The sequence below is a fragment of the Moraxella sp. CTOTU46711 genome (assembly GCF_031975715.1).
Taxonomy (GTDB): domain Bacteria; phylum Pseudomonadota; class Gammaproteobacteria; order Pseudomonadales; family Moraxellaceae; genus Faucicola.
In genome coordinates this window covers 518,061-544,468 of the sequence record NZ_DALYMP010000001.1, presented here as the reverse complement: position 1 = coordinate 544,468, position 26,408 = coordinate 518,061, and the positions used below count along the sequence as shown (strand labels likewise).

Sequence of the window (26,408 nt, the reverse complement as noted above, 5' to 3'; positions counted from 1 at the left end):
CAGCTCGGAGAGTTTTTGCTCGGGGTTAATGTGTTCTGAGCCGTCTAAACCTTCTAGATCCTCTAACTTATCATCATTCATTATTCGCTCCTTAACCAATACTTAGGCGTTTGACAGTTTTGCGGTAGCCATAAGCTAACTGTACCAGTGCACGCGTGACGGTCACTGAGGTGAAGATAGAGCTGGCAATACCAATGGCTAAGGTAACAGCAAAACCTTTAATCGGACCTGTACCAATCGCAAATAAAATAAATGCGACAATCAAGGTAGTCAGCTGTGCATCAAAAATACTGGTAAATGCGCGGTTAAAACCCGCCACAATCGCAGATTTGGGTCTGGCGCCGTTGGCAAGCTCTTCGCGGATGCGTTCAAATATCAGTACGTTGGCATCCACCGCCATCCCGATGGTTAACACGATACCTGCGATACCCGGCAAGGTTAGGGCAGAACCAATCAATGACATGATGGCTAAAATCATCATTAAGTTAAAAATCAACGCGATATTGGCAATCAAACCAAATAAACGATAAAAAATAATCATAAATAAGAACACGAGTAAGTAGCCGACTTGGGTAGAGAACATACCTTTTTGGATGTTGTCTTGTCCCAATGATGGACCAATAGTACGTTCTTCAACAAAATACATGGGCGCCGCTAGCGCACCTGCACGAAGTAACAAAGCCAGCTCTGAGGCTTCTGCATTACTATCTAAGCCCGTAATTTGGAAAGTTGAGCCAAAGACGCCTTGAACGGTCGCCTGATTGATAATATGGCTTTCTGCGTAAGGTGTTCTTACTTCTTTATTTTGACCCGTCACTGGGTCTGGTTGGAAGGTGACACGCTGCTTATTTTCAATAAACAGCACCGCCATTTGTTTGCCTACCGATTTTGCTGTGGTATTTTGCATCAAACGACCACCCGCGTTATCCAGCGTGATATTCACTTGGGGGCGACCGTTTTGATCCATCCCTGCTTGGGCGTCTTGTACGTTTCGACCGGTGACTACAGCTTGACGTTCCAATAAGGTTTTTTGTGGGCTGTCAACTTCACCAAATGAGTAGGCTTCAGTGCCTGCAGGCAATACCCCAGATGGATTGGCTTGGAAGGTATTGTTTTGGTCAGAGACCATACGAAATTCGAGATTGGCGGTACGACCAATGACCCGTTTGGCTTCTGCGGTATCTTGTACCCCCGGTAATTCCACCACAATACGATTGGCACCTTGTGATTGCACCACGGCTTCAGCCACGCCTAGCTCATTAATACGGTTACGCAAAGTCGTCAAGTTTTGGGTAACCGCATCTTGAGAGATTTGTGAAATCGTCGACTGGGTCAAGGTCATGTTAATCGCTGGACCCCCCGCATTGATGAGCGGTTGTAATTCGTAATTTGTCCCAAAGCGACTACGTAACACATTAATGGCTTGATCACGCGCGGCATTATCGACAAAGTTTAACGTCAGATTATTTTGCCCTGCTTGTAAATTGGTCACGGCAATTTTTTGGTTGCGTAGCTCTGTACGAATATCTCGGGTTAAGTTTTCCAAACGCTGAGAAACGGTTTTGCTCATATCAACTTCTAGTACAAACCGTACACCACCACGCAAGTCCAAGCCTAATTTAATAGGATTGCCGCCAATATTACGTAGCCATGTTGGCGTAGTTTGCGCCAAGTTCAGTGCCACAACGTAATTGTCGCCAAGCTTTTCTTTTAGCACTTGTTGCGCTTTAAGCTGCGTTTCAGTCGACTCATCACCAATTTTTAACAAGGCTGATTTACCATCAAAACTGTTGTTTTTGGTTGGGATATTGGCGGCATTTAGGATGGTTTCCGCTTGCTTTAGCACATCATTGGTCAATGTGGTGCTAGCGGAAGCCCCCGTGATTTGAACGGCGGGCTTGTCTGGATAAAGGTTTGGTAGGGCATACAGGGTGCTCAGTAGCAGCACAATGCCGATTAAAAAGTATTTCCAAGCAGGGTAGTGCATAATCTTGACTTCTTAAACTTGATTTTTTTAGGTAACTAGTTGTTCTACAAGGTTTATTAACCGTAGGGCTATTAACCGCGATCAACAAGGCAGTACAATATCATAATAGCCAGTTGGCAACTTAACAGAATGCTAGGTCGCCAACCTGACAGGTGAGCTGCATCAGCAATTATTTAAGACTATCAATGGTACCCACAGGCAATACCGAAATGATTGAGGCACGTTGCACCATCACCTCTTGGGTAGTATTTAATGCTACAACCGCATATTCACCTTGAAGTTTTTTGATTTTTCCCATCAAGCCACCGGCAAATACCACTTCATTGCCTTCTTTAATGGCATCAATCATTTGACGATGCTCTTTGTTACGACGGCTTTGTGGTCGGATAATAATGAAGTAAAAAATAGCAAAAAAAGCCAATGGCAATAGCATTTGCATGATGGTGGAAGCACCCGTTCCAGTAGGCGCTGCCGCCGCACCTTCCGCATGGGCAGATTGGATAAATGCTAAAATAGCGGTAAGTAGCATAGTTGAAATACCCTTCAATTGAGATTTAGTCATAAAATGGTGATAAAAACAACCTGTAATGATAACCGATTTAGCCAAATTAATAAATGATTAACCCTTGTTTGCTGAAATAATTCACCGCTGTAAAAACGATGATTGCTTTGGCAATCTAGCGATTTTGGATAGTTTGGGATATGAGGGTCACAGGGTTTTATTAGGGTTATTCACTATTTTATGCTTGATAATTAACAATGAAGTAACAATAAAGTTAATGGTTATGCTATGCTTAGTTGTAACAAATTATTTCTTTTAGGGTCAAACAATTGGGTGTTACCAATTGAAGGAAAATCTCATGACTATCACGTTAAATTTTCAACCGATTGATAAAATCCGAAAGCAAGTAAAGTCAAAACTATGGCTAGGTGTAGTTATGGCGACTTCGTTAACCGTCCCAACGCTGGCAAACGCTGAAATCACCCAGCGTGATATCGATAATTACGGTACTGCGATGGCGGCTGCAGCAAATGCCAAAAGTATTTCTCGCGTTGCAAGCCTAGTGGCCGATGATGCCTTGATATCTGTGTCGCGTAGAGGAAAAACCACCACCTTAAATAAAAGCAATTATCTAAACCTGCTGCAAAACAACTGGTCAAAAGCAACGCGATATGGCTATGATATACAATTAAACAATGTGGTATTTAGCGGTAACCATGCCAAAGCAGATGCCATAACCACAGAAGTCATCGTCGAAAATAATGTGACGACACGTTTAGTAACAACTTCACGTATTACCTTTGCTGAAAGCGGTAACTCGGTGTTATTGTCTAGGGCGATTAGCCAGCTTGTGATTGAAAAGCACTAATTTAGTAGTATTAAAAGTGGTGTTAAACAGGGTGGTACAAAAGTTTTGTGCCACTTTTTTTATGGATTCTAGTATAATTTCAGCCAATATTTAATTTCACTGGCTTGAAATCACAGCCGTTTTTTTATTTATAATGTCAAATTTTAGCTTATATTCTTTCATAGTTTTACGCTATGGGATGGATATATGTCCTACATCTAAATTGCAAAAAAGAGCTAGGAATTATCATGTTGCTTTCGATAAGCCATTCATCAAAAAAAACTATCAAACCGTTAAGTTTAGCTATTTCCTCTATTATTTTGGCAGCCTGTAGCAGTGCGCCAACCAGCACCACCAGTCCAGCGGGTAAACCCATGATGGGATCATCCAGTCACAGCAAAAGTACGGTGCGTAGCGCGCAAGAAAATGCAGCGTTACTGGATATGGATAGTTTGGATGAACTGGAAGGGCTGCTTGAAGCCACCGACATGACCATGGTAGAGAATAACGCTTTGTTGGTTCAGCGCTATGGTAATCTGTGGGATAGACTGCGCGTCAATTTTCGTATGAACTCAAATGTGTACGATCCGCGTATTGAAGCGCAGAAAAGTTGGTTTATTAGCCGCCAAGACTATCTAAACCGATTAACAGCGCGTGCTAGCCGCTATTTATACTATACAGTGCGCGAAGCTGAACGTCGTAATATTCCAACGGAACTGGCATTATTGCCTGTGATTGAAAGCTCTTATGACCCGAATGCCAACAGTAACGCATCTGCTGCAGGTTTATGGCAGTTTATTCCAAGTACAGGTCGTATTTATGGGTTGAATCAAACCAGTACCTTTGATGGTCGCCGTGATGTGATTGAGTCAACCCGTGCCGCTTATGACTATTTGACCGCCTTGTATAACCAATTTGGGAGTTGGGAATTGGCATTGGCATCGTATAATGCCGGTCCTGGTCGTATCCAATCTGCGATTAATTACAATGCAGCGCGCGGGCTACCCACGGATTATTGGTCGCTCAAACTACCCACTGAAACGATGAACTATGTCCCTCGATTTTTGGCAGTGGCGCAAATTGTCAAAAATCCGAGTACCTACAATGTGTATTTACCCGCAATTGCAAACCGTCAGCATTTTAGAGGTGTCCCCGCCAATGTTGGCGTGAGCTTGTATGAAATTAGCAGTCTGACAGGCGTAAGCTACGATGAACTGCGCGCTCTAAATCCTGCGTTGATTGCAGGTGCGGTAGATATGTCAGGCCCAAGCCGTATTCTGATTCCCAATGATCTCAATGAATCAATTGACCGTAAAATCACCCAGTTACGGGGTAATGGTTATATGAGTCAACAAGGTTATTTGGCAAACAATAGTTATGTCACCCCTAAAACTGTTACACCGACTTATAACACACCGACCACAAATTTAGGCAACCAAACCCGAACTACGACCACAAGTCAGGGTGATTCACTCAGTGCCGCCAAACAAGCCTATAGTAAAAAAGAAACAGTTAACTTGCCATCCTCTAGCAGCGATTTGGCGGCGATGGCAACTAGTATGGTTAAAAACCAAACCACGACTTATATCGCCCCCATTCCTAGTACGCCAAGTATCCAAAGCCGCAATACGGTCATCAAAGAACCACCGATTACCGCCACTGAGCAAAAAATAGTGACCGCTGAAATGCAGTCTACCAATACATTACCAACCACTTCAGCGGTTGTTAGTGCCAACAACACCGTGGTGCAAGAGCCACCTTTATCCAATCAAGAGCGTAACTTGATTGCTAAAGAAATTGAAAAAACCGCACCACAAGTAGAGCAAGCGATTAACCCTACAGATGGTAATATCAAGCTCAATGCCATCCAGACCCAGCAATCTATATTAGAAGCTAAAGGCGAAACCAAAAAACTCAGTTACGAAGAGCCGCCAGTGGTATTGCCAAAAGAGGTCAAAATTACCCAAGCGTCGAGCTTAAATGGTAAAGCACCAAACACGGCGCAAGCAGTCACGAGCAAATCCAATACCACCAGTGCAAGCAAAGCTGTCACGGTTAGCAAACCGGCTGCCAAAAAACGTCCGAGCGGCACACGCAGCATCTATCAAGTCAAAGCTGGCGACACCTTGGCAAATATCGCCAGTCGCATGGGCGTGAATTGGCGAGATATCGCTGAATGGAACCAAATTGACCCAAATGCTGCCTTGCTAGCCGGTTCAACACTTTACTTATACAACGCCAAGCCTATCGAACCCAAAGTAGCGGAAGCGCCAAAACGTAAAGCCAATAGCTATGTCGTGCAAGCGGGGGATACCTTGACAGGCATCGCCGACAAGTTTGATCTAAATGTCAGTGAGTTAGCAAAATTTAATAATTTACCAGTAACTTATCAAGTGCGTACCAACCAAAACTTGTGGTTAATTCCAGACAAAATGCCAAAGCCGCCAGCGGCACAGCCGGCAGCGCAGAAGCCTACCCCTGCTAGAGCTGAAGTGCAACCGGTATCAAGTCGGTATACGGTTCAGACGGGTGATACCTTGTCGGGTATCGCTGATCGATTATCCGTATCGCCCAAAGACATTGCTGATGTCAACGGTTTTAACACCAATTATCGTGTGCAAAAAGGACAAGTCATCATCGTGCCTGTCACAGTTGAAAAGGTCAAATATGCGCTAGCTGGCAAATCGATTAACTACACAGTACGCCCAGGTGATAGTTTAGGTAGTGTCGCCAATAACTTTGATTTAACGGTAGCAGACTTGGCCAAAGCCAATTATCTAAAACCGACGGCAAACTTAATTCAAGGGCAAAAACTGGTTATTCCTCAAGCGGGATTGGGTACGGTGGCTAGTGTGACAGCGACCCGCGAACCTATCGTCAAACGCGACTCTGCAAAACCCGAGAGCAAAAAAGAAACAAAAAAAGAGACCAAAGCAGCCAAAAACGCCCAATCAGAGGATGATAACAAGCCAGCGTCAAAGCCAGTAAGTAAATATGATCGTAGTGATGCACAAGCCTACCAAGTAAAATCAGGTGATAGCCTGACAAACTTGAGTGCAAAATATGGCGTTTCTAAAAGTGAACTTGCCGCTTTAAATAACTTAAAAGGTAATGAGTCGTTACTAATTGGTCAAAACATCAAAATTCCAAAAACCACAACAACCTATAAAGTCAAAGCAGGCGAAGGCTTAATTTCTTTGGCAGGACGCTTTGGCATCAGCCCTAAAGAGCTGGCTAGTCTAAATAACTTGTCGCCAACAGCGTCGCTAAAAGTGGGTCAAACCATTACAGTGCCAAAATAGGTTAACTATAGTTAGTTTATAGAATAAAAAAACCACTGTGCAAACTAGTGGTTTTTTTATTTATCTGTTTTACATGGTTTTTTGTATTTGATTTTCATAGCTATTAAGGCAATAAAAAGGCGTATTTAATTAAAAATACGCTTTTTTAGCTATAAAGAGATATAGGGTTAATTAGTTAACCATATCTTTTAAACTTTTACCTGCTTTAAAGCTTGGCACTTTGCTTGCTGGGATTTGGATTTCTTCTTTAGTCTGTGGGTTACGACCTGTACGTGCTTGGCGTTCTTTTACGCTAAACGTACCAAAGCCAACTAATGACACAGTATCATTGGCTTTCATCGCTTCGCCAATCGTTGCGATAAAGGCATTTAATGCTTCAGTTGATTGGGCTTTAGAAAGACCACTTTTTTTAGCAATGCTATCAACTAGTTCTGACTTATTCATAAGAATATCCTTCAAATTTTTAGGGACGAAAATAAACGTTATATATACAAAGCATACACTTGACAAGTAATTAGGCGCAAAGCCTTGAGTATCAAGTGCTGCATAAGTAATTATGCTTCGATTATAAGTAAACTCCAACGGCTTCACAAGCAGTTTAATCATAATTTCTGTGCAATTAAGCATTGATTAACGTGTTTTTGCAAAATATAGCCGTTGTCACACCAAACAATAACATTTTATTTCAACAAAAACCGCTAAAAATTGATATATACGACTATAGTGAGTAAAAGTGGCTAAGAATCAATCTCGCAATGATTTTTTGACTAATACTCAACGACTGACAGTGTTTTATACCAGACTTACAATAATTAATGTTATTAACACCCTTTTAAAGCTACACTATCGACAAATTACAAAACCCATATTTGATTAATTTTGTGGAAATTTAATGAACGATAATTTTCAAACTTCGACCAATGCCCCAAGCAATATAGCCACGACAGCGCTCAATGTGGTATTAGTGATTATTGAAACCTTGCTGACCCTGTTGCTACGTTTTGACGCAGATCTTCGTAAGGTTGTCTATCCTTTAGCCACTACCAATACTGTCGTTCGTATTCACGCTTATATCCCAAACGTCACTTTTTATGTGACTTTTACCGTTAACGGCATTTTATTAGACAGTCAATTACAGCCTTCTCAGCAGGTCGACGTGACCATCAATGGCTTTACTTGGCAAATCGCCCAGAATTTATTTACCAACCAGCCCAAAACTATCGAGCAGCTACAAATCCGCGGCGAAGCACAAAAGACGGCAGAGGTGAAGGCTTTTTTACATCAAATTGGTATCAATCAGCTATTACAAGTCATCACAAAATCAGTCAAAGGGGATAAAGACAAACAAAAAGTCAAAAAACCTATCAAAACTGATGCTGACTACAAAAAACAAGTCGAGGCACTCAATAGCCAAGTCAACGCCGCAAATCTACAAAAAACAGCGCTTGAAGCACAAATTTTAGAATTAAACAGTAAAAATAAATGGATGAAACGCGCGGCAATCGCATTTTTTGTATTATTCATCATTTGTGCCATTGGCTGGGCGGTAAAATAATCCCAATTCCTCGTGTATGGCTTTGATAAAAAATTGCTTATCATTAAGTAAATAAATCCGAGTGTTTTAGTAAGAATTAATCTTGACTAAAAGACTCGGATTTTCATATAATAGCCATACCAACCATAAAACGTGTTTTCACAGCTTACTGTGCTTGAACGGATTTAAATTTTTAACTTAAGTGGGGCTACTATGCGATTGACAACCCGAGGACGCTATGCAGTGACAGCGCTGCTAGATTTGGCATTGCAAGAGCAAAAACATGAATTGGCTGTGTCATTGTCTGATATTGCAAAACGTCAAGAGATTTCTATTTCTTATCTTGAGCAGTTGTTTTCAAAGCTGCGTAAAAAAGGTTTGGTGGTAAGCACTCGCGGTGCGTCAGGCGGTTACCATATTGCCAAACCCATCAATGAAATCTCGATTATGACCATTATTTCAGCCGTTGATGAGTCGGTGGATGCTAGAGCTTGCGAAGGTAAGGGTAACTGCCAAGACGGCGCCATGTGTTTAACCCATGATTTATGGAATGGATTGTCTGAGCAAATTGAAAACTATTTGTCCACCGTGACACTAGATACGCTTATTAATCGTCAAATTATCCGTGAAATTTCTGAGCGTCAAATTTTGATGGTTGAAGATATGCAGCATAAGGATCAATCTGCGGTAAATCCGATGACAGAGGCACCCGTATCACAACGAGCAAAGCATAGCACCACTAAAGTTAGTAATATTAGTAATAATCATTCATTAGCTGATAACAGCGAAACCTTAAAACAAAATTCTGGGGAGAATTTGTTAGCATGAATAAATTAGTCTATTTAGATTATGCCGCGACTACACCAATTGATGAGCAAGTCGCCCAAAAGATGATGAAGTACATGACCTTTGATGGCGTGTTTGGTAATCCTGCCTCGCGTTCGCACGGGTTTGGTTGGCAAGCTGAGGAAGCGGTTGAAACTGCCCGTGAGCAAATCGCAGAATTAATCAACGCCGATTCACGTGAAATTGTCTTTACTTCAGGGGCTACTGAGTCAGACAATTTGGCGATTAAAGGTGCGGCGCAATTTTATAGTGGTAAAGGCAAACACATCATTACCAGTAAAATTGAACATAAAGCTGTGCTAGACGTCTGCCGTGAATTAGAAACAGAAGGTTTTGAAATCACTTATCTAGATCCACAACCAAAGACAGGTCTGATCACGGTTGACCAAGTTAAAGAGGCTATTCGTGAAGATACTATTTTAGTGACCCTAATGATGGTGAACAACGAACTTGGCACCTTAACAGATGTTGCGGCGATTGGTGAAATCACACGTGAAAAAGGTATTATTTTTCATGTCGATGCAGCGCAAGCAGCCGGTAAAACTCCGATTGATTTAGAACGATTAAAAGTTGATTTGATGAGTTTTTCTGCCCATAAAATTTATGGTCCTAAAGGTATTGGTGCTCTATATGTTCGCCGTAAACCACGTGTGCGTCTAAAATCACAAATGCAAGGTGGTGGTCATGAGCGTGGTATGCGTTCAGGTACTTTGGCAACGCATCAGATCGTGGGGATGGGTGAAGCCTTTGCCATTGCCGGCAAACGTATGGCAGAAGATGAAGCCAGACTTACAAAACTGCGTCAACGACTTTGGGATGGCTTAAAAGAGCTTGATGAAATTTATCTTAATGGTGATATGAATCACAGTATTCCAAATATCGTCAATATCAGCTTTAACTTTGTAGAAGGCGAATCCTTGATGATGTCATTGAAAGATTTTGCCGTTTCATCGGGTTCTGCTTGTACATCAGCGACGCTTGAGCCTTCGTACGTATTACGCGCGCTTGGATTGTCAGATGAGCTTGCTCACAGTTCAATTCGTTTTAGTTTGGGTCGCTATACCACCGAAGAAGATGTTGACCATGCGATTGCTGAGATGCGAACTGCGGTTGAAAAATTACGTGCTTTATCACCGCTTTGGGATATGTACCAAGAAGGCGTTGATTTAAATAGTGTGGAATGGAACGAACATTAATTTGTATTAAAAATTAATTTCCATTAGAAATTTATTCAATTTAATAATTAAAGATTAGTCAGTTACGCTTGACGTAACCAGCCAAAAGGAAAATGAAATGGCCTACAGTGATAAAGTGCTTGACCATTATGAAAATCCACGCAATGTGGGAAACTTAGATAAAGATGCCAAAAATGTCGGTACCGGTATGGTCGGCGCGCCAGCCTGTGGTGATGTGATGCGCCTGCAAATCCAAGTGGGTGATAACGGTATTATTGAAGATGCGCGCTTTAAAACCTATGGCTGTGGTTCAGCCATTGCCTCAAGTTCATTAGTCACAGAATGGCTTAAAGGTAAAACTCTGGATGAAGCTAGCGCAATTAAAAACAAAGATATCGCTGAAGAGCTGGCACTGCCACCTGTTAAAGTGCACTGCTCAGTGCTGGCAGAAGACGCCATTAAAGCAGCGATTGAAGATTATAAATCCAAAGCTGAAGCTTGATTGATTTCACGATTGTCACAGTCTTATTGATTCATCCTCAATAGGACTGTGTGTGAGTCGCTCAAAGTGACTGGCCTAAAGATTGAAATGATTGCAGATTGACATGAGTAAATGGGGTATTAAAGTGATTGAATTATCAAACGATGCAGCTGAACATGTACGCGATTTTTTGCAAAACCGTGGTCATGGGGAAGGTATCCGTGTGGGTATCCGTACCGCAGGTTGTTCTGGCTTAGCTTATGTGCTGGAATTTGTCGATGAGCCAGACCCTAACGACCAACGTTTTGAAAGCAATGGTGTTAGTGTATTTATCGATCCAAAAAGCTTAGTTTATCTTAATGGTTTGAAAATGGATTTTGTCAAAGAAGGTCTCAATGAAGGCTTTAAATTTAGTAATCCAAACCAAAAAGGTGAGTGTGGCTGTGGTGAATCTTTCACCGTTTAGTTTTTAATATTTTTTTTTCAGTATAGTGATGGCTCGGTAGGGGAAGTTGAAAATGGTTAATTATTTTGAGTTGATGAATGTACCCCAACAATATCAAATTGATATCGCCAAGCTTCAGCAGACCCTTCGCCAACTTCAATCTAAGTTCCATCCTGATAATAATCTTGATGCGTCTGTAGCTGAGCAAAACCTTTCGCTACCTGCTAATACGGATGGTTTTTTGCGTGAATCAATTGCCAAATTATCCGCACTAAAGCCTGAGCAAGCGTCTGCAATTATTAATGAAGCCTATAATACGCTTAAAAACCCTGATTCTCGCGCGTCACATTTATTGGCACTCAAAGGCATTTCACAATCTATTAATCAGCCGATTCGTGATTTGGACTTTTTAGACGATGCCATGTCATTTCGCATCGATTTAGATGATGCTGATAGCCAAAGTATTACCTTGCTTAGCAAAAAACTTAGCGAATGGCTAAATAATTATCAACTTGCCTTTGACGAAGTTTACCAAAAAATTGATAACCCAGCTGCAGCTGAGGCTAATGATGATGCCTTAATCAAACAGGCGATAGATATCATTCAAAAACTGCAGTTTTTGGTTAAACTGCAAGCAGATGTGGCAAAAACCACCGATGAATTAGCCCAGCAGAATTTTGATAATGATGACGATCTGTATGTGTAAATCATGATTAAAGGGTAAGTCGTCCTAGCAGTGGTTAAGTTTTATTTGGTTTATCATATTTTTAATTTATAATACCATCCGTTTTGACTTTCTATAAAGATATAACCTAAGCTGGTTTTATTTTCAAATTATTTTTTCTATTTTTTAATTGGTCCAATTTATGTCGTTATTACAAATCGCTGAACCCAATCAAAGTGCCAAGCCCCATGCGCATCGTTTTGCTTTAGGAATTGATTTAGGAACCACGCGCTCACTGGTAGCGGTAGTCCGTTCAGGCGAGCCACAAGTGATTGGCGATAAAGTTAGTGAGTGTCAATCTAGTGACAATAACGCCAATGACGACAGTCAAATTGCTAATCAGGTAAAAGGTATCGATTGCCAAAAACTTTTACCCTCGGTGGTATATTTTGGCTTAGATGACAATGGCACTCCAGAAACTTTGGTAGGTAGTCATGCTGAAGCGATGGCAGAACAAGCACCAAATCATACTGTACGCTCGGTCAAACGGTTTATGGGTCGAAGCATCAAGGATATTAAGTTCAATCATCCTTATGAGTTAGTTGGTGATGTCGACGTCATGCCAAGTATCCAAACCCCACAAGGTGCCAAAAATCCTGTTGAAGTATCAAGTATCCTGTTAAAACATCTGTATGACCGAGCAAGATTGGCGTTACCTGACAATAGTATTGTGGGTGCGGTAATTACGGTACCGGCTTATTTTGATGAAGCACAGCGCCAAGCGACCAAAGATGCGGCTAAATTGGCAGGCATTCATGTGATTCGCTTATTAAACGAGCCGACGGCTGCCGCGATGGCGTACGGGCTTAACCAAGCACAAGACGAAGCTTATCATCTCATTTATGATTTGGGCGGCGGCACGTTTGATGTATCGGTGTTAAAACTCAATCACGGTGTGTATGAAGTGCTGGCAACGGGCGGCAATAGCGCACTGGGTGGCGATGATATTGACCGATTGATCGCTAATTGGCTCATTCAACAAACAGGCCTGCATCCATCAAGCATTGATAACCATCAAAAACAGCTGCTAAACGTACAGGCTCGCACGCTTAAAGAGCAGTTGTCAAAAGCAGACCAAGTGACTGCCGAAGTTTCACTGAATGGTCAAGCTTTTGATATTGTGTTAACCCAAAGCAATCTTCGTCAAATCATCCAACCTGTGACTGACCGTACATTAGCGGTTTGTGCGCAAGTATTACGTGATGCTGGACTTGAGACGTCTCAGCTTGATGAAGTGGTATTGGTAGGTGGTTCGACACGAATGCCATTGATTCAGCAGATCGTGGCAGAAACTTTTAACCAATCGCCACTGTCACGCATCAATCCAGATGAAGTCGTCGCGTTGGGCGCAGCCAAATATGCTGACCAATTAATCGGACAACAGCAAGATACGGTGTTGCTGCTTGATGTTACGCCTTTATCTTTAGGGCTTGAGACCATGGGAGGTCTTACCGAAGTGATTATTCCGCGTAACACGCCCATTCCTGTGACGCGCAAACAGGTATTTACAACCTATCAAGATAACCAAAATGGTATGATTATCCATGTGGTGCAAGGTGAACGCGATACGGTGGCTGACAATCGCTCGTTAGGACAGTTCAAACTGACTGACATCCCAGCGATGAAAGCAGGGTTGGCGCGTATCGAAGTCACTTTTCAAATTGATGCTAATGGTCAGTTAACCGTCTGGGCTAAAGAGTTGACAACGGGCAAAGCAAGCCAAATTCAAGTCAAGCCGTCTTACGGGTTGTCAGAAGATGAGCAGGAAAAATTGCTTAAAGCAGGCTTTGATTTTGCCATGCAAGATCGACTGCAGCGTAGCTTGATTGAAAGTCAAGTAGAAGCAAAACGAGAATTATTGGCGCTAGCATCCGCGCTTGCAGAATTTGGCTTTTTGTTAAGCGATGCGCAGAAAAATACGCTGCAAACCTCGATGGCTGATGTTCAACACGCGATTGATGGTGCTGAACAAGCCCAGTTAGAAACAGCGAGCGCGCAGCTAAAAGTTCATAGTGATGATTTTGCTGCACTTATCATGAACCAAGCGGTCAATGAAACCATGAAAGGCACTTCAACCGCGGATTGGTCAAATTAATTTTGAATACATAAGACTATTAATCGTTAAGAGATTGCTATGCCAAAAATTACTGTATTACCGCATCACCAAATTTGCCCTACCGGTGCAGAGATTGAACTCAACGAAGGCGACAATCTATGCCGTGGTTTGCTAGAAAAAGGCGTGAAAATTGAGCATGCTTGTGATATGTCAAAAGCTTGTACTACTTGCCATGTTATCGTGCGAAAAGGGTTTAATAGCTTGGAGGAAATGGATGATATCGAAGCTGATTTGCTAGATCGTGCTTGGGGGCTAGAGCCGGATTCAAGATTGTCTTGCCAAGTCATCATCGAAGATCAAGATTTGACCATTGAAATTCCAAAATATACCATCAATCACGCCTCTGAAAATCATTAATACCAACCGATAAAAAAAGGCTTACTAATCATGTCATGGTTAGTAAGCCTTTTTTTATGGCGCTGCGTATCTCTAAAAACTACTCATAGCTAGAACAAGGCGCTGACTCATTCAGCGCATATGTATTAACAGCATATTATGGCGCAGCAGTCTGCGGTTTAACCGTGACTTGAGTGATGGATTTTAGGTATGCTAAATAATCCTCAAACTGAGACTGACCGATATTTTCGCGCACGATTTGGGCAGTTTGTTGTTTGACTTCGGGCGTGATTTGGGCGTTGTCATTGCTAATAACCCCACCAACAATCACGCTTGCGCCCGATACAGTAGGACGCGTCATGACCGCTAGTTGATTGTTAACAGCAGGTTGACTAAATGCCACACCACGCTCGTCATCGCTGAGTTTGCTATCTTGACGAGTCACAATTCCCAAATCTTGGAATGGGGCATTCGCCGCTGCAATTGAATTGGCTTGTTTGACTTTGGCAGCGATTGCATTGGCTTGTGCTACCGCTAAACTTTTTGCTTTCTCTTCAAGAAGTTTGGCTTTGATAACCGGCTCGGCTTCTGCTTGTGTCATGAGTTTGCTGGTGCGGTGATTGGTTGATTGTAACCATACCACTTTATCAGAAACATCAATACCGACTGACACACTGCCTTCTTGCAGCGCCAGTGGCTCAAATGCAGCCGCTACAATGGCAGGTTGATTGAGTGCAGATAAGTTATTGGTTTTAGGGTAGTTTTTAATCGATTTGGCGGTTAATTTATAGCGATTGGCAAGCTCGGTGATAGTAGCGCCGGCAACTGCATCATTGTTGATTTTACCAATCAAATCTTGATAGGCGGCTTCACGCTTTTGCGTCATAATTTGTTCGGTTAACACAGGCGTCAAGCTTTCAATGGTTGGTGGGGTTTGACCATTGATTTTTACCAATTTGAATAAATGATAGCCATAGTTAGTTTTGATGGGGCTCGTGACTTGACCGACTTTTAGAGTCTTGATTTGGGTCATGATGGTATCATAATCATTGGGGAACATCGATTGGGTAATCGGACCGATGTTACCGCCATCGTTTTTACTGCCTTCATCTTGCGAGTACTGTTTGGCAAGTGCCGCAAAATCCGCTTGATTGGCATCAAGTTTACTTTTTAATGAGGTTAAGGTGGCTTGTGCTTGAGCGCCATTCATCAAAATCATTGCCAATTCGTATTCGGTCTGGTTGTTGCTATTTTTCAAATAGCTTTGATACTGTTGCTGCAATTCCTGCGCCGTTGGGGCAGTAACAGGCAGGGCATTTTTATTGAGTTCTAAATAAGTTAAATCCACCATGTCACTAGATTTAAGTGTCGCTTGATTTTTTTGATAATAACTTGCAATCTCTTGCGGCGTCACTTGTACCTGCGGCGCAAAGCTGTGCCAGTCCAAACGTAGCACTTGCACAGGGCGCGACTCAGACTGCATTGACATAAGTTTATCAATACTCCCTTGCGCAAAAATCCCTGTATTAATAATACCGCGGCTAAAGGCAGTTACCAACAAGTCTTGACGAACCGAATCAAATAATTGTTCTTTGGTCATGCCGCGACTGGTTAAATAGCTAGCAAACAACTCATTAGAAAATTTTCCGCTGGCGTCTTGAAAGGTTTTTTCTGCCATCAACATTTGGGTGATGGTGGCGTCCGATACCGTAAAACCAAGCTGGTTGGCTTGGTTGATAATCAAATAACGGTCAATTAAATTGTGCAGCATCTGCTCACGTAATTTATCGCTATTAAGTAGGCTTGCATCGCCATTCACTTGCTCAAGCAACGTTTCGCGGCGATTGTTAATCATGGTTTGCAAGGTAGCATTATCGATATTTAACTCTGCAACTTTGGCGACAGCATTGGGGTCATCTCCGCTACGGACAATTGACTCAAACCCCGTGATGGCTAAAGGAAGTAAAAAAAGAATGAGCAAGGCTTTGCCCATCCAACCTTTCAAAAAATTGCGTAAAGATTCCATATTGCTCACTTGCAGTTTAGATGGATTTATTAAGGATAACTAATCAGGCTAAATAATCAAATCAAACACGATATTATAGGGGAACTGTCCACCAAAATCATTATCTTTCATCAAGTTGGGTAGACAGTTTTAAGATATAGCAAAATAGTAAAAAGGCAGGCTGTTAACAATTTATAAATTCTTAGCTAACGCTTTATAAATTCTTAGATAGCTCGGAAATAATAGCGTCAAGGATTTTGAGTCTTGCGGTATATTTATCATCGGTGGCAATCACATACCACGGGCGTTTTTTATGGTGGGTTAAATGAATCATGTCGGAAGCGGCTTGTACGTACTCATGCCATTTGGCGCGGTTACGCCAATCGTCATCGGTAATTTTAAACTGCTTATTGGGCGTCTCTTCACGCGCTCTAAAGCGTTTAAGTTCTTCTTCTTCACTGATAGCGAGCCAAAACTTGACCAAAATGGCATTGCTCTGTACCAAGTCGTTTTCAAAGCGATTGATTTCGTCATAAGCACGTTGCCAGTCTGCCTTTTTTGCAAAGCCCTCAATACGCTCAACAAGTACGCGGCCATACCAACTACGGTCAAAAATGGTCACTCGGCTATTATGCAGGCGTTGTTTGAGTAAGGCGACGCATTTATTGCGTTTGAATTTTTGCGATAAATACACTATATCCACATCTGCCATTTCATCATGGGGCAGGCGCGTCCAAAAACGCCACAGATAGGCGTGTTTTAATTCATCTTCGGTCGGCGCAGAGATAGCGTGGATGGTAAATTCACGCGGGTCGAGTGGGGCAATGATGCGGCGTATCGCACCGCCTTTGCCTGCCGCATCCATACCTTCGAAGACAAAGATGATATGGCGCTGACCTCGCTCACGAATCAGTTCAGCGAGTATATATTGTTTGCTATGCAGTTGTTTTTTATAATCTGCTTTTTCTAATGCTTGGTTATCGACGCTAACCAACTCATCAATCAGAGGGGTGGTTTTAAAAGGCAGTGGGGTGGGTTTAACAGGATTTTCATCCGTTTTAGGGTGAACCGATTTGTCGGCTTTTTGGGGGTTGTCTTGGGCATCATCAGCTGCAGCTAGTTGGTTCATGGTTTGCAGCGCTGCTAATACAACATTCGCAAATTGGATATTTGAGGCATCAATATCTTGTCCATCTATGTGGTGCCAGCTTGATTGTAACCCCATCAGTTTGCTACTAAAGCGTTTGAAACGTTTCACGTCTTTTTTTCGAAACCAATCTAAATGGTACAACTGCTCAGGGTCAGGCTCTTCATCGCTCAAGCGTTTTTTTAGCGTTTTGTTATCCACTGAAAACCAGCACTTGACGATATCGGTGTTGTTATTGACCAAATCTTGTTCAAACGCCTCAATGTCTTCAATCATTTGCTGTAAGCGCTGTTCATCTATATCATCGCCACAGTCAAACACATAACGAATCAAGTCAGCGTACCAGTTGCCAAAATACACCGCAATTTCCCCCTTTCTAGGCAGTTGCCATGTGTGACGTTGCCAAATCGGTTGGTAGCGGCTGGGATGCTGACCCATGGTGGCGTGAACCTTGATATAGCGTGCGTCCATCCATTCGGTTAGCGCTTTGACCGCTTCGCCTTTGCCCGAATTTTCCATACCATTCACCAAGATTAGTAGCCCGCGCGAGTTTTTGCCAGCCCGTTGGTCGCGTAAGGTGGTTTGCTCGGTAATCAAGTCAAAACTTAATTGCGCCTTAAGGGTCGCAGGTGGCGTTTTGTGAGCGTTGTTGGCTTTGGTAGATTTGGCAGCGTTATTAGAGGGTGCAGACGCGGCTGTATTGTTATTATCCAAATTATTATCTAAGTTGTTATCTAAGCTATTGTTTAAACTGTTGCTATTTTGTGTTGGCATACGACCTTCTTAGGGAGATACCCGAAATTTTGCTAATGACCGCTTCATTTTTTTTAAAAGATAGCAGTTATCCTACTGTTGAACAATTTACGATTTGTATTTTTGGTGGATTTACATTAAGGTAATGCGGCACAAAACTTCATTTTACTGTGGGTTTATACAATGGATAAACTGCAGTTTCTCTGTTTTGAATTTAAAAATTTTGCAAAAAATCGAGGCCCTATGAGCAGCTTAAGCCAATTAGAACAAGATTTAAAACAATTCCGCGCCCTTTCATACCACAGCGATACCCAGTTAGCACAAAAACTCAGTGAAGTACAAGCCTGGCAACGCGGTCGTATTCATAAAACCCATCAAGCCTTGTTTGCCAGCGCCAACAACCAAGCCATGGGGGAATTTTTAATTGACCAACTGTATGGCGGCGAAAAATTCAACGTGCTCGCTGAACAGCTAGAGCGTATGGTGCAAAAGGCTGAAAAACTAGAAAAATTTATCCCTGCCAATGCCGTGAGCACAGGCGCAGCCGGTATCATCGAAGCGATTAACGCCATTAAGCTTGACTTACAGCTTGCTCAATATTTACAAGAAAATCATTTATCCGTGGATGAGCCATCTATGATTAAAGCCTATCAGTCCGTCAATGCAGAGTCGGCAAGACGCCAGCAGATTGCTGACCTCAAGCAAATGTGCTATCGCACAGATAAATATCTTAAATCATTTATCTTACAAAAAGCATTTTCACTTGCCAAAGGCACAGCGTATAAAAAAGGTTTTCAGCCGTTATATGATTTTATCGCTGAAGGTTTTGCTGCCATCAAACCGATTAAAAGTATTGGTGCCTTTATCGAGCCATTTTGTGAAAAAGAGTTGCAAATCATTACTAATGTGCATGCTGGCAAAGAACATCCTTTTGATGTTTAGTGATAAAATAGAAAAAAATTTTGCACGAACTTTGCGCTTTTAACTTTGCCAATTTTTGATTGGCGATGACCTCACTAGGAAACCACATGAACGACAATAACCATAATTCAATCCAAGACAGCTTGGTAAAAGACAGCCTCCAAGCCAATGACAAACTCAATAGCCAAGTACAACAGTCACTGACAGCTGACACGACCATCAACCGTCAATTTACTGGCACAGCTGATTTGCCAGAATCCGTGCCCCAAGGTCAGCAGCTCACTCGCCCTGCAACCGCTACCCCAAATGACGCTATCCCCAATGAGTCGTCAGCGCAATCCCATAGCAGTTTTGATAAATCAGCTATCTACAATCCGCATACCGAAGCCACTGATGGTAATGAAGAAACCCATTTTGGCTACAAAACCGTCAAAAAAGCTGAAAAACAAGAAAAAGTAGCAGAAGTGTTTACCTCAGTTGCCAAAAAATACGACATCATGAATGATTTAATGTCACTCGGTATTCATCGTCTGTGGAAACGCTATGCCATAAGCCTAACGGGCGTGCGTGCAGGTCAACGGGTGCTAGATATCGCAGGCGGTACAGGTGACTTGGCAAAAGCCTTTAGTAAAGAGGTGGGTCGCACAGGTCATGTGGTATTGTCCGATATCAATGAAGCGATGCTAGAGGTCGGTCGGGAGCGTCTGCTCAATGCAGGCTGTAGTAACGTCGATTTTGTACTTGCCAATGCTGAGACGCTGGCACCATTTGATGATGAAAGTTTTGATTTGGTGACAATTAGCTTTGGGCTACGCAACGTCACCGACAAAGACGCGGCACTGCGCTCGATGTATCGGGTGCTCAAGAAAGGCGGACGTCTGCTGATTTTAGAATTTTCAAAACCTGTGTTTGAGCCATTTGGTAAAGTGTATGATTTGTATTCATTTACCGCATTGCCACTCATGGGTAAATTGGTGGCGAATGACAGCGAAAGCTATCAGTATTTGGCAGAGTCTATCCGTATGCACCCAGACCAACGCACTTTAAAAGGCATGATGGAAGACGCAGGGTTTGTGAATTGTGACTATAACAACCTAACAGGCGGTATCGTGGCGGTACATCGTGGGTTTAAAAAGTAACTGATGGCGAAAAATATAATAGCTCACTGAAATTTATATACTAAAAGAGAATCAGATGTTTACTGTATTACTACTCGCAGGCATTGAAAAAGTGGTTAATTTAGCGATTGCCACTGACCCCATCACCCAAGCAGGGTTACAACCGTTATCGGGTAAAGTTTTGCGCCTAGTGATGGCAGAGCCAGCCATTGAATTTGATACGATTTTTAATGATGATCACATTCGCTTTGAACCTGTGACGGTTGATGTTTTTGAACCTAAAGGTAGTGCCGTGGTAAGCAAACCTGATTGTATTGTCAAAGTGGACAATCCTGTGCATTTGCTCAATTTGATGGGTGAACCACAAGGCAATCTGCCGATTGAGGGTGATTATAAAGTGCTGATGCAAGTCAAACAATTAGTCGCTGGGTTTGACCCTGATATCATTGGTAAACTGCAACCTCTGATTGGTCTGCCGATGGCAAGTCAACTGTCTAATCTGTTAGCCAACCTAAAAGGCACAATCGCTGCACCTGCCAAAGAGATGTTTGCCGATATTGCCAATATCAGAGAGTGGAAAACCAACGGTGCAAATAATGATGACAATACAGGCAATGAGTTAAAGCAACAGCTACTAAAACTGCGGGCGGATATTGAACGTGAACAAGCCAGACTCGATGCCATCAAGCAACAGCAAGCGGCTTTATTGGAAAAGTAGATTACAAGCGTAGATTTATTGCAAAAGTTGCTTTTGCACAATCAAAATGACGGGTTAAATCCCCGTCTTTTTTTTAACCATTAAAAAATTGCTTATATCATGCTAGAATTCCCATCATTGATAAGCTTTCTAACGAGTTGCCAACGTGTTACTAAATCATCGCAAACGTCTTTTACAACTGTGGCGCATTGCCGCTCATTATCGTGTTGATACGCATCTGCCTATTGAAGAGACGCCGCAGCTTGAGCCCATTGCCAAACTTATCCGTATGCACCCTGCCAGCTATTTTCAAAAACCCCATCCAGACGGGGTTAGGCTGGCGCTTGAAGAAATGGGCACACTGTTTTTAAAATTAGGGCAGCTGCTTTCCACGCGTCGTGATTTGGTCACCCCTGAGATTATTGAGCAGTTGGTGCATTTGCAAGACAGGGTGAAACCCTTTAGTGTCGATATAGTTATCGAGCAAATTGAACAATCGACAAAAAAAGGCGGTTTGGGGCAACCTATCAACCAGCTATTTGCTAGATTTGATGGCACACCGTTAGCGGCGGCATCCATCGCCCAAGTACACACCGCACGCCTGCATGATGGGCGTGAAGTGGTAGTCAAAATAGTTCGCCCAACCATCCGTGAACAGATTATTGAAGATTTTGAATTATTGCGAGATTTGGCAGGGTGGGCGTCAGCACGGATTGAAGCGGCGCGTGCCGTACATATTATCGATATCGTTGAAGATTACCGGCAAGTCTTGCTCAATGAGCTTGATTTAACCCTTGAAGCTGCCAATACCACCCAAATGCGCAACAACTTTTTGGGTTCATCGATGATGTATGTGCCTGAAGTGTATCAAGCCAGCAAAAACATCATGGTGATGGAGCGCATTGTTGGGGTACCGATTTCGCAAACCCAAGTATTTGATGCGCTTGGATATGATAGGGCGGCACTTGCGGCAAAAGGATTAACGATTTTTTTCACCCAAGTGTTTCGGGATAATTTCTTCCATGCCGATATGCACCCAGGCAATGTGTTTGTTGAAACGCTGCCAGCCGATACCCCCAATCCCAATCCCCGCTACATCGCCCTTGATTGCTCAATCGTGGGCGAGCTATCTAAAGCTGACCAAATGATTGTGGCAAGGCTTTTATTATCGGTAATGAACAATAACTTTACCGGTCTGGTGGATATCATTGCGCGGGCAGGCTGGATTCCACCCAATACCGATAAATACGCCCTCATGCGCGATATGCGCCGCACCGTGTCACCGATGATTAGTAAGCCAATCAACGACATTGATTTTGCAGGCGTGCTCATGTCGGTGCTTGATATTGCTCGTCGCTATCATTTGGATATACCGCCGCAATTAATGTTACTGCTTAAAACGCTAGTGCATGTGGAAGGTCTAGGACGGGATTTATACCCTGAGCTTGATATCTGGTCGCTCGCCAAACCGATTTTGACAGGCTGGGTGAAGCAGCAATTTGACCCGATGCAAAAAATTGGTGAGCTACGCAAGCAATTACCTGAATTGTTACTGAGTCTCAATGACATGCCACAATTGCTGGATAACAGTTTGCAAAGCCTTTCAAATCTAGGCGGACACCAAGACCAGCAGCTGCGTGAAATACAGCAAATTCGCTCAGATATGCTCAAAAGTCGCCAGCAGGATTGGCTGGCGATACTTGGGTTTGTGGGTTCGTTGTTTATCGCGCAAATGATTGCCAGTCATGCCGTCTGGCAGGTGAGTAGCTGGCTTGCGCCGATTTTTTATGTGATGGCGGTGCTGTTTGTATTGTGGCGGTTATTAAATTAGCGACTTAAGCATGCTTCATATAATGATCGGCTAGTAGTTTGACAATCGCAGGGATAAAGGGTTTTGCCAAATCATGTCCCATGTCTTTAATCAAATGAAACTCACTGTGCGCAATCGCTTTGGCAATCGCCCGACCATGCGCCGATGGCACCAGCCCATCTTTTTCCCCATGAATGATAATGGTTGGTTGTTTGATTTTTTGGTCGAATTTAACGATAGAGCCAGTGGCTAATATTGCTTGCAGCTGCTGAAGTGCGCCACGTGGGTGATAACTACGTTCAAACCGCAAACGAATGAGTCGTTCTACTTCTTGCTCATCCACATGATTGGGTGAGCCGATACGCTGCATACACCACACGCCGTATGCGACCACGTCATCAATTTGGGTGGTTTTGGGATGTGAAAGTAGGGTTTGCAGCTGCTTTGGCTTGGTAGGTGGTAAAAATGGCTTGTTGTTACTGGTAAACATGAGACCCAGTGTCGACACGCGTTTTGGGTATTTGGCAGCCAAAATTTGCGCAATCATCCCGCCCATGGATGCCCCCACCACATACACATTGTTCAGCGCTAATTTATCAAGCAAGCGGCGGGTATCTTCGACCATGTCAAATAAGTTATACGCCACAGGAAAATGTCGGTTCGTCAAACCCACTTGCATACGCAGCATCATTTTGACATTGTTGACGGGAAAACGGGGGAAGGGGCGTGCGATTTTTGATGATAGCCCGATATCACGATTGTCAAAACGAATCACAAAAAAGCCTGCATCAATTAAGCCTTTGACAAAACTATCTGGCCAAAACACCAACTGCGAGCCTAGGCCCATGATCAGCAGCAAGGGCGGATTGTCGGGATTGCCACCAACTTCAACACACAGTTGTAATTCATCACCAATATCAATGATGGCACTTTGCATAAAGTCCGTAATCACTGAGGGTTCAAAATTAAATTTGGCTAAATCCATAATTTATTCCAAAAATATCAATCTGCTAGTGGGGTGTTGAATGAACTTGCCGCGTTATATGACCCGTTGCACGAGCGTGGCAACTAAGACAGCCAATCCGCCACTTGCTTGGTTAACGTTAAGCGCTGTTTTGCTGCTTCTTTACCCGCTAATACAAACCCTAAAATGCTATTAGAGCCATCTTTTGGATGAGCGGTCATGACCATACCATCAGTCGTTGGGGTCGTTTGCCAATACAGTTGATCGTCACTGTACTGCCCTGATACGGGTAATACCACCAAAGGTAAACTAGGTGTCTTGATAGCCACTGGCATGGCAGGATACGCCACTTTGGTCGGTGCCATATTAGGGTCAGCCAGGGTTTTTGCCAAGGCTTTGGCTTGGTTCATCAATGGCATGACATATGGCATATAGCTACCCATCACGTTGGCACAATCGCCAATGGCATAAATATGCTTTGCCGATGTGGCTAGGTAGGCATCGACCTTGATGCCTTGCTGCACTGTTCTTGGTAAATGGGTTATTGTAGGATTGAGGTGCTGTGACGATGCTATGGCAATGTTCGCAGATGCGGCAAGGTCAGTATTAGCCACCAAACCAATCGCTATCAAAACAATATCCGCCTCAAAGGTTTGTGATTGCTTATCCCTGTCAAACGAGATGGTCACAGTTGCATTATCGCTTGTGTCAATATTTGTATTAAGGTTTGTCGTGATACTGGTGATATCAGTGCCTAAATAAAATGCCACCCCTGACTGAGTCAAAGCGTCTTGTAGCATGATACCTGCTTGGCTAGGGAGTTGCTGAGCTAATGGGCGTGCCGCTTTATCAAACACTGCCACTGTGATGTCAGCGGTCTGGTTATCTGTATTTTGACCAATCAAATCATTGGCAAATTCACAACCAATCAACCCTGCACCAATAATCGCTACCTTAACGGGCGCTGATTTTTGAGATTTTAGGGTGTTTAGGCGCTGCTGAAAGCTTTTGTACTCATCTAAATGATTCACGGCAAAAATGGTTTGGTGATTGACAGCTAGATTGGGTAACAGTCTAGAATGCGCGCCTGTCGCCAATACCAAATCTCGATACGCAAGCGTTGTTTGAGAAGCTTGATTGACTAACGAGCGAACCACAATGACTTGTTCAGCGGCATTAATATCAGTGACTTGATGAAAATTTAATAGGGTGAGGTTTAACGTTTCTGCCATTTTTGCCGCGCTCGCATTGGCAATGCTATCGGCAAGTTTGTTTTGCGCATAGGCATTTGACAAGGTTGGCTTAGCGTAGCTATCACCACTGTCTTGACACACCATGACAATAGGCAAGCTAGTCGTTAACTTTCTGAGCTCACGCGCCAGCGTATAGCCCGCCATGCCTGAGCCAATAATGATAACGGGTTGTGGTTGTGTATTTGACAGTTGCGCAATAGGCGCGTCATTTGAACTGATACTGTCTAGACTTACACTATTGTCACTGGCACTATCGACACTCGCACTATTGACATTGTTAGTTGATTGCATGATAAAACCCTATTATATTTATTATAGTTCAATCATTTCAAAGTCCACTTTGCTAACCCCACATTCAGGGCAAGTCCAATCTTCGGGAATATCTTCCCAGCGTGTACCCGGAAGGATGCCTTCTTCTGGGCAGCCCAGTGCCTCATCATACACCCAACCACACACGATACATTGATATTTTTTCATTGATAACTTTCCCCATGTTAGTTGTAACTTTTGCTATTGAAGATAAGGATAAAAATTGCAATTACAATGCCGAGCAGTATGTTAACCATGCAAAACTTGCGCAATCACCTAAAAATTTAACTTGCGATAGTTTACAAGTATGCACTGAAACAAGCAAGCCAATGACAGGCAACATTCAATCCCATATCGCAAATCTTTAAATCAGTTTGCCCAAGACTAGCCTATTAATCATGGTCAAAGTAGAGGCTTAACGCCATCTATGACCTTGATTGGCTCAGCAGGAAAAAATTGCTAGAATGAGGTACGCTTTAGCAATTTTTACTTAATTTTTACTTAACACTTAATTTTTACTTAACTAGGTAAATCCTATGCAATCGACTATCACCCCTGATTCAGCACACCCATTTTGGCAAATCATCAGAGTGGTACCTGATTTTCCCAAACAAGGCATTGAGTTTTATGATATCACGCCATTATTGCGCGCTCACGTCAATGCGGTAATCGATGCGTTACTGGCAGCGATACCACAGCCAGTATTTGAGGCGGTTGATTGCTTTGGCGCCATTGAAGCACGGGGGTTTATTTTTGCTAGCCTGTTGGCGGGTCGAACGGGCAAAGGCATGGTGTTGGTACGCAAAGAAGGCAAGCTGCCCCCGCCTGTGGCGAATAAAAGCTATGCGCTAGAGTATGGTAGTGATACTTTAGAGATGCAGGCGGGACTTGCGCCCGCGAATGTGTTGTTGGTGGACGATATATTGGCGACAGGCGGTACCTTGAGCGCTGCGGTGGGACTTTGTGAGTCCGCAGGACATCAAGTATTAGGCGCACTTGTACTGCTTGATTTGGTGGACTTGCATCAACCGCTTGCTATACCACTTTATACCGTGTTGCAAGCTAAAGGTTAGTGGGATGGCATGGGGCTAATCATCATTAAAGGACATGATTAGCCGCTAATGAAAATTTAATGA

Annotated in this window: 22 protein-coding genes and 1 pseudogene; 15 read left to right on the top strand and 8 right to left on the bottom strand. The window is 43.0% G+C overall.

All coding sequences use genetic code 11. The features are described 5' to 3' along the window. Positions 1-91: 91 nt before the first annotated feature. Entirely contained in the window at positions 92-1,987 is a 1,896-nt protein-coding gene (secD, locus tag RTJ53_RS02335; RefSeq protein ID WP_312275670.1) for a protein translocase subunit SecD, read from the bottom strand. 169 nt (positions 1,988-2,156) lie between these two features. Further along, positions 2,157-2,501 (bottom strand): preprotein translocase subunit YajC, encoded by a 345-nt coding sequence (gene yajC, locus RTJ53_RS02330; protein ID WP_081454568.1) that lies wholly within the window; start codon positions 2,499-2,501, stop codon positions 2,157-2,159. 346 nt (positions 2,502-2,847) lie between these two features. Here yajC and RTJ53_RS02325 point away from each other — a divergent pair, with 346 nt between their 5' ends. Both RTJ53_RS02325 and RTJ53_RS02320 read left to right on the top strand, forming a co-directional pair. Further along, entirely contained in the window at positions 2,848-3,357 is a 510-nt protein-coding gene (locus tag RTJ53_RS02325) for a hypothetical protein (protein ID WP_312275669.1), read from the top strand. Between the two features lie 227 nt (positions 3,358-3,584). Beyond that, complete coding sequence (locus tag RTJ53_RS02320; RefSeq protein ID WP_312275668.1) at positions 3,585-6,638, top strand: lytic transglycosylase; 3,054 nt, start codon at positions 3,585-3,587, stop codon at positions 6,636-6,638. Between the two features lie 171 nt (positions 6,639-6,809). Here the strand turns inward: RTJ53_RS02320 and RTJ53_RS02315 are convergent, their stop codons facing one another. Next, a complete protein-coding gene (locus RTJ53_RS02315; RefSeq protein WP_007116691.1) occupies positions 6,810-7,082 on the bottom strand; it encodes an HU family DNA-binding protein in 273 nt (90 codons plus the stop codon). Positions 7,083-7,530: 448 nt separating this feature from the next. Here RTJ53_RS02315 and RTJ53_RS02310 point away from each other — a divergent pair, with 448 nt between their 5' ends. From RTJ53_RS02310 to fdx, 8 genes and pseudogenes are all read left to right on the top strand, one after another. Then, complete coding sequence (locus RTJ53_RS02310) at positions 7,531-8,193, top strand: hypothetical protein (RefSeq protein ID WP_312275667.1); 663 nt, start codon at positions 7,531-7,533, stop codon at positions 8,191-8,193. Positions 8,194-8,385: 192 nt separating this feature from the next. Beyond that, a pseudogene (locus tag RTJ53_RS02305) lies at positions 8,386-8,817 on the top strand (Rrf2 family transcriptional regulator); the annotation flags it as partial. Positions 8,818-8,996: 179 nt separating this feature from the next. Beyond that, on the top strand, positions 8,997-10,214 hold the full coding sequence (locus RTJ53_RS02300) for an IscS subfamily cysteine desulfurase (protein ID WP_312275666.1): 1,218 nt from the start codon (positions 8,997-8,999) through the stop codon (positions 10,212-10,214). A 97-nt stretch (positions 10,215-10,311) separates the two neighbouring features. Next, a complete protein-coding gene (iscU, locus tag RTJ53_RS02295; protein ID WP_007116687.1) occupies positions 10,312-10,695 on the top strand; it encodes a Fe-S cluster assembly scaffold IscU in 384 nt (127 codons plus the stop codon). 103 nt (positions 10,696-10,798) lie between these two features. Next, positions 10,799-11,140, top strand: a complete 342-nt coding sequence (iscA, locus tag RTJ53_RS02290) for an iron-sulfur cluster assembly protein IscA (protein WP_312275665.1) — start codon at positions 10,799-10,801, stop codon at positions 11,138-11,140. Positions 11,141-11,192: 52 nt separating this feature from the next. After that, positions 11,193-11,825: a Fe-S protein assembly co-chaperone HscB gene (locus tag RTJ53_RS02285; RefSeq protein ID WP_312275664.1), complete on the top strand. Its 633-nt coding sequence runs from the start codon at positions 11,193-11,195 to the stop codon at positions 11,823-11,825. A 160-nt stretch (positions 11,826-11,985) separates the two neighbouring features. Next, a complete protein-coding gene (gene hscA, locus RTJ53_RS02280; protein ID WP_312275663.1) occupies positions 11,986-13,938 on the top strand; it encodes a Fe-S protein assembly chaperone HscA in 1,953 nt (650 codons plus the stop codon). A 39-nt stretch (positions 13,939-13,977) separates the two neighbouring features. Then, a complete protein-coding gene (fdx, locus tag RTJ53_RS02275; protein ID WP_036597564.1) occupies positions 13,978-14,316 on the top strand; it encodes an ISC system 2Fe-2S type ferredoxin in 339 nt (112 codons plus the stop codon). 136 nt (positions 14,317-14,452) lie between these two features. Here the strand turns inward: fdx and RTJ53_RS02270 are convergent, their stop codons facing one another. Further along, complete coding sequence (locus tag RTJ53_RS02270; RefSeq protein WP_312275662.1) at positions 14,453-16,321, bottom strand: SurA N-terminal domain-containing protein; 1,869 nt, start codon at positions 16,319-16,321, stop codon at positions 14,453-14,455. 193 nt (positions 16,322-16,514) lie between these two features. Beyond that, entirely contained in the window at positions 16,515-18,221 is a 1,707-nt protein-coding gene (locus RTJ53_RS02265) for an ATPase (protein WP_312275661.1), read from the bottom strand. A 222-nt stretch (positions 18,222-18,443) separates the two neighbouring features. On the opposite strand from RTJ53_RS02265, the gene RTJ53_RS02260 reads away from it, so the two are divergent. From RTJ53_RS02260 to RTJ53_RS02245, 4 genes are all read left to right on the top strand, one after another. Beyond that, positions 18,444-19,142 carry a DUF8198 family protein gene (locus RTJ53_RS02260; RefSeq protein WP_312275660.1) on the top strand — a complete coding sequence of 233 codons (699 nt, stop codon included), beginning with the start codon at positions 18,444-18,446 and terminating at the stop codon, positions 19,140-19,142. Positions 19,143-19,228: 86 nt separating this feature from the next. Further along, positions 19,229-20,260 carry a bifunctional demethylmenaquinone methyltransferase/2-methoxy-6-polyprenyl-1,4-benzoquinol methylase UbiE gene (ubiE, locus tag RTJ53_RS02255; RefSeq protein ID WP_312275659.1) on the top strand — a complete coding sequence of 344 codons (1,032 nt, stop codon included), beginning with the start codon at positions 19,229-19,231 and terminating at the stop codon, positions 20,258-20,260. A gap of 55 nt (positions 20,261-20,315) precedes the next feature. Continuing rightward, positions 20,316-20,957, top strand: coding sequence for a ubiquinone biosynthesis accessory factor UbiJ (locus RTJ53_RS02250; RefSeq protein ID WP_312275658.1), 642 nt, complete (start codon positions 20,316-20,318; stop codon positions 20,955-20,957). 145 nt (positions 20,958-21,102) lie between these two features. Continuing rightward, entirely contained in the window at positions 21,103-22,767 is a 1,665-nt protein-coding gene (locus RTJ53_RS02245) for an ABC1 kinase family protein (RefSeq protein WP_312275657.1), read from the top strand. A gap of 4 nt (positions 22,768-22,771) precedes the next feature. On the opposite strand, the gene RTJ53_RS02240 is transcribed toward RTJ53_RS02245, so the two are convergent. The 3 genes from RTJ53_RS02240 to rubA form a co-directional block, all read right to left on the bottom strand. Next, on the bottom strand, positions 22,772-23,731 hold the full coding sequence (locus tag RTJ53_RS02240; RefSeq protein WP_312275656.1) for an alpha/beta fold hydrolase: 960 nt from the start codon (positions 23,729-23,731) through the stop codon (positions 22,772-22,774). Positions 23,732-23,814: 83 nt separating this feature from the next. After that, positions 23,815-25,254 carry an FAD-dependent oxidoreductase gene (locus RTJ53_RS02235; protein WP_312275655.1) on the bottom strand — a complete coding sequence of 480 codons (1,440 nt, stop codon included), beginning with the start codon at positions 25,252-25,254 and terminating at the stop codon, positions 23,815-23,817. A gap of 21 nt (positions 25,255-25,275) precedes the next feature. Beyond that, positions 25,276-25,440: a rubredoxin RubA gene (rubA, locus tag RTJ53_RS02230; protein WP_036589380.1), complete on the bottom strand. Its 165-nt coding sequence runs from the start codon at positions 25,438-25,440 to the stop codon at positions 25,276-25,278. A gap of 368 nt (positions 25,441-25,808) precedes the next feature. Here rubA and RTJ53_RS02225 point away from each other — a divergent pair, with 368 nt between their 5' ends. Beyond that, positions 25,809-26,345: an adenine phosphoribosyltransferase gene (locus tag RTJ53_RS02225; protein WP_312275654.1), complete on the top strand. Its 537-nt coding sequence runs from the start codon at positions 25,809-25,811 to the stop codon at positions 26,343-26,345. Positions 26,346-26,408: the final 63 nt, after the last annotated feature.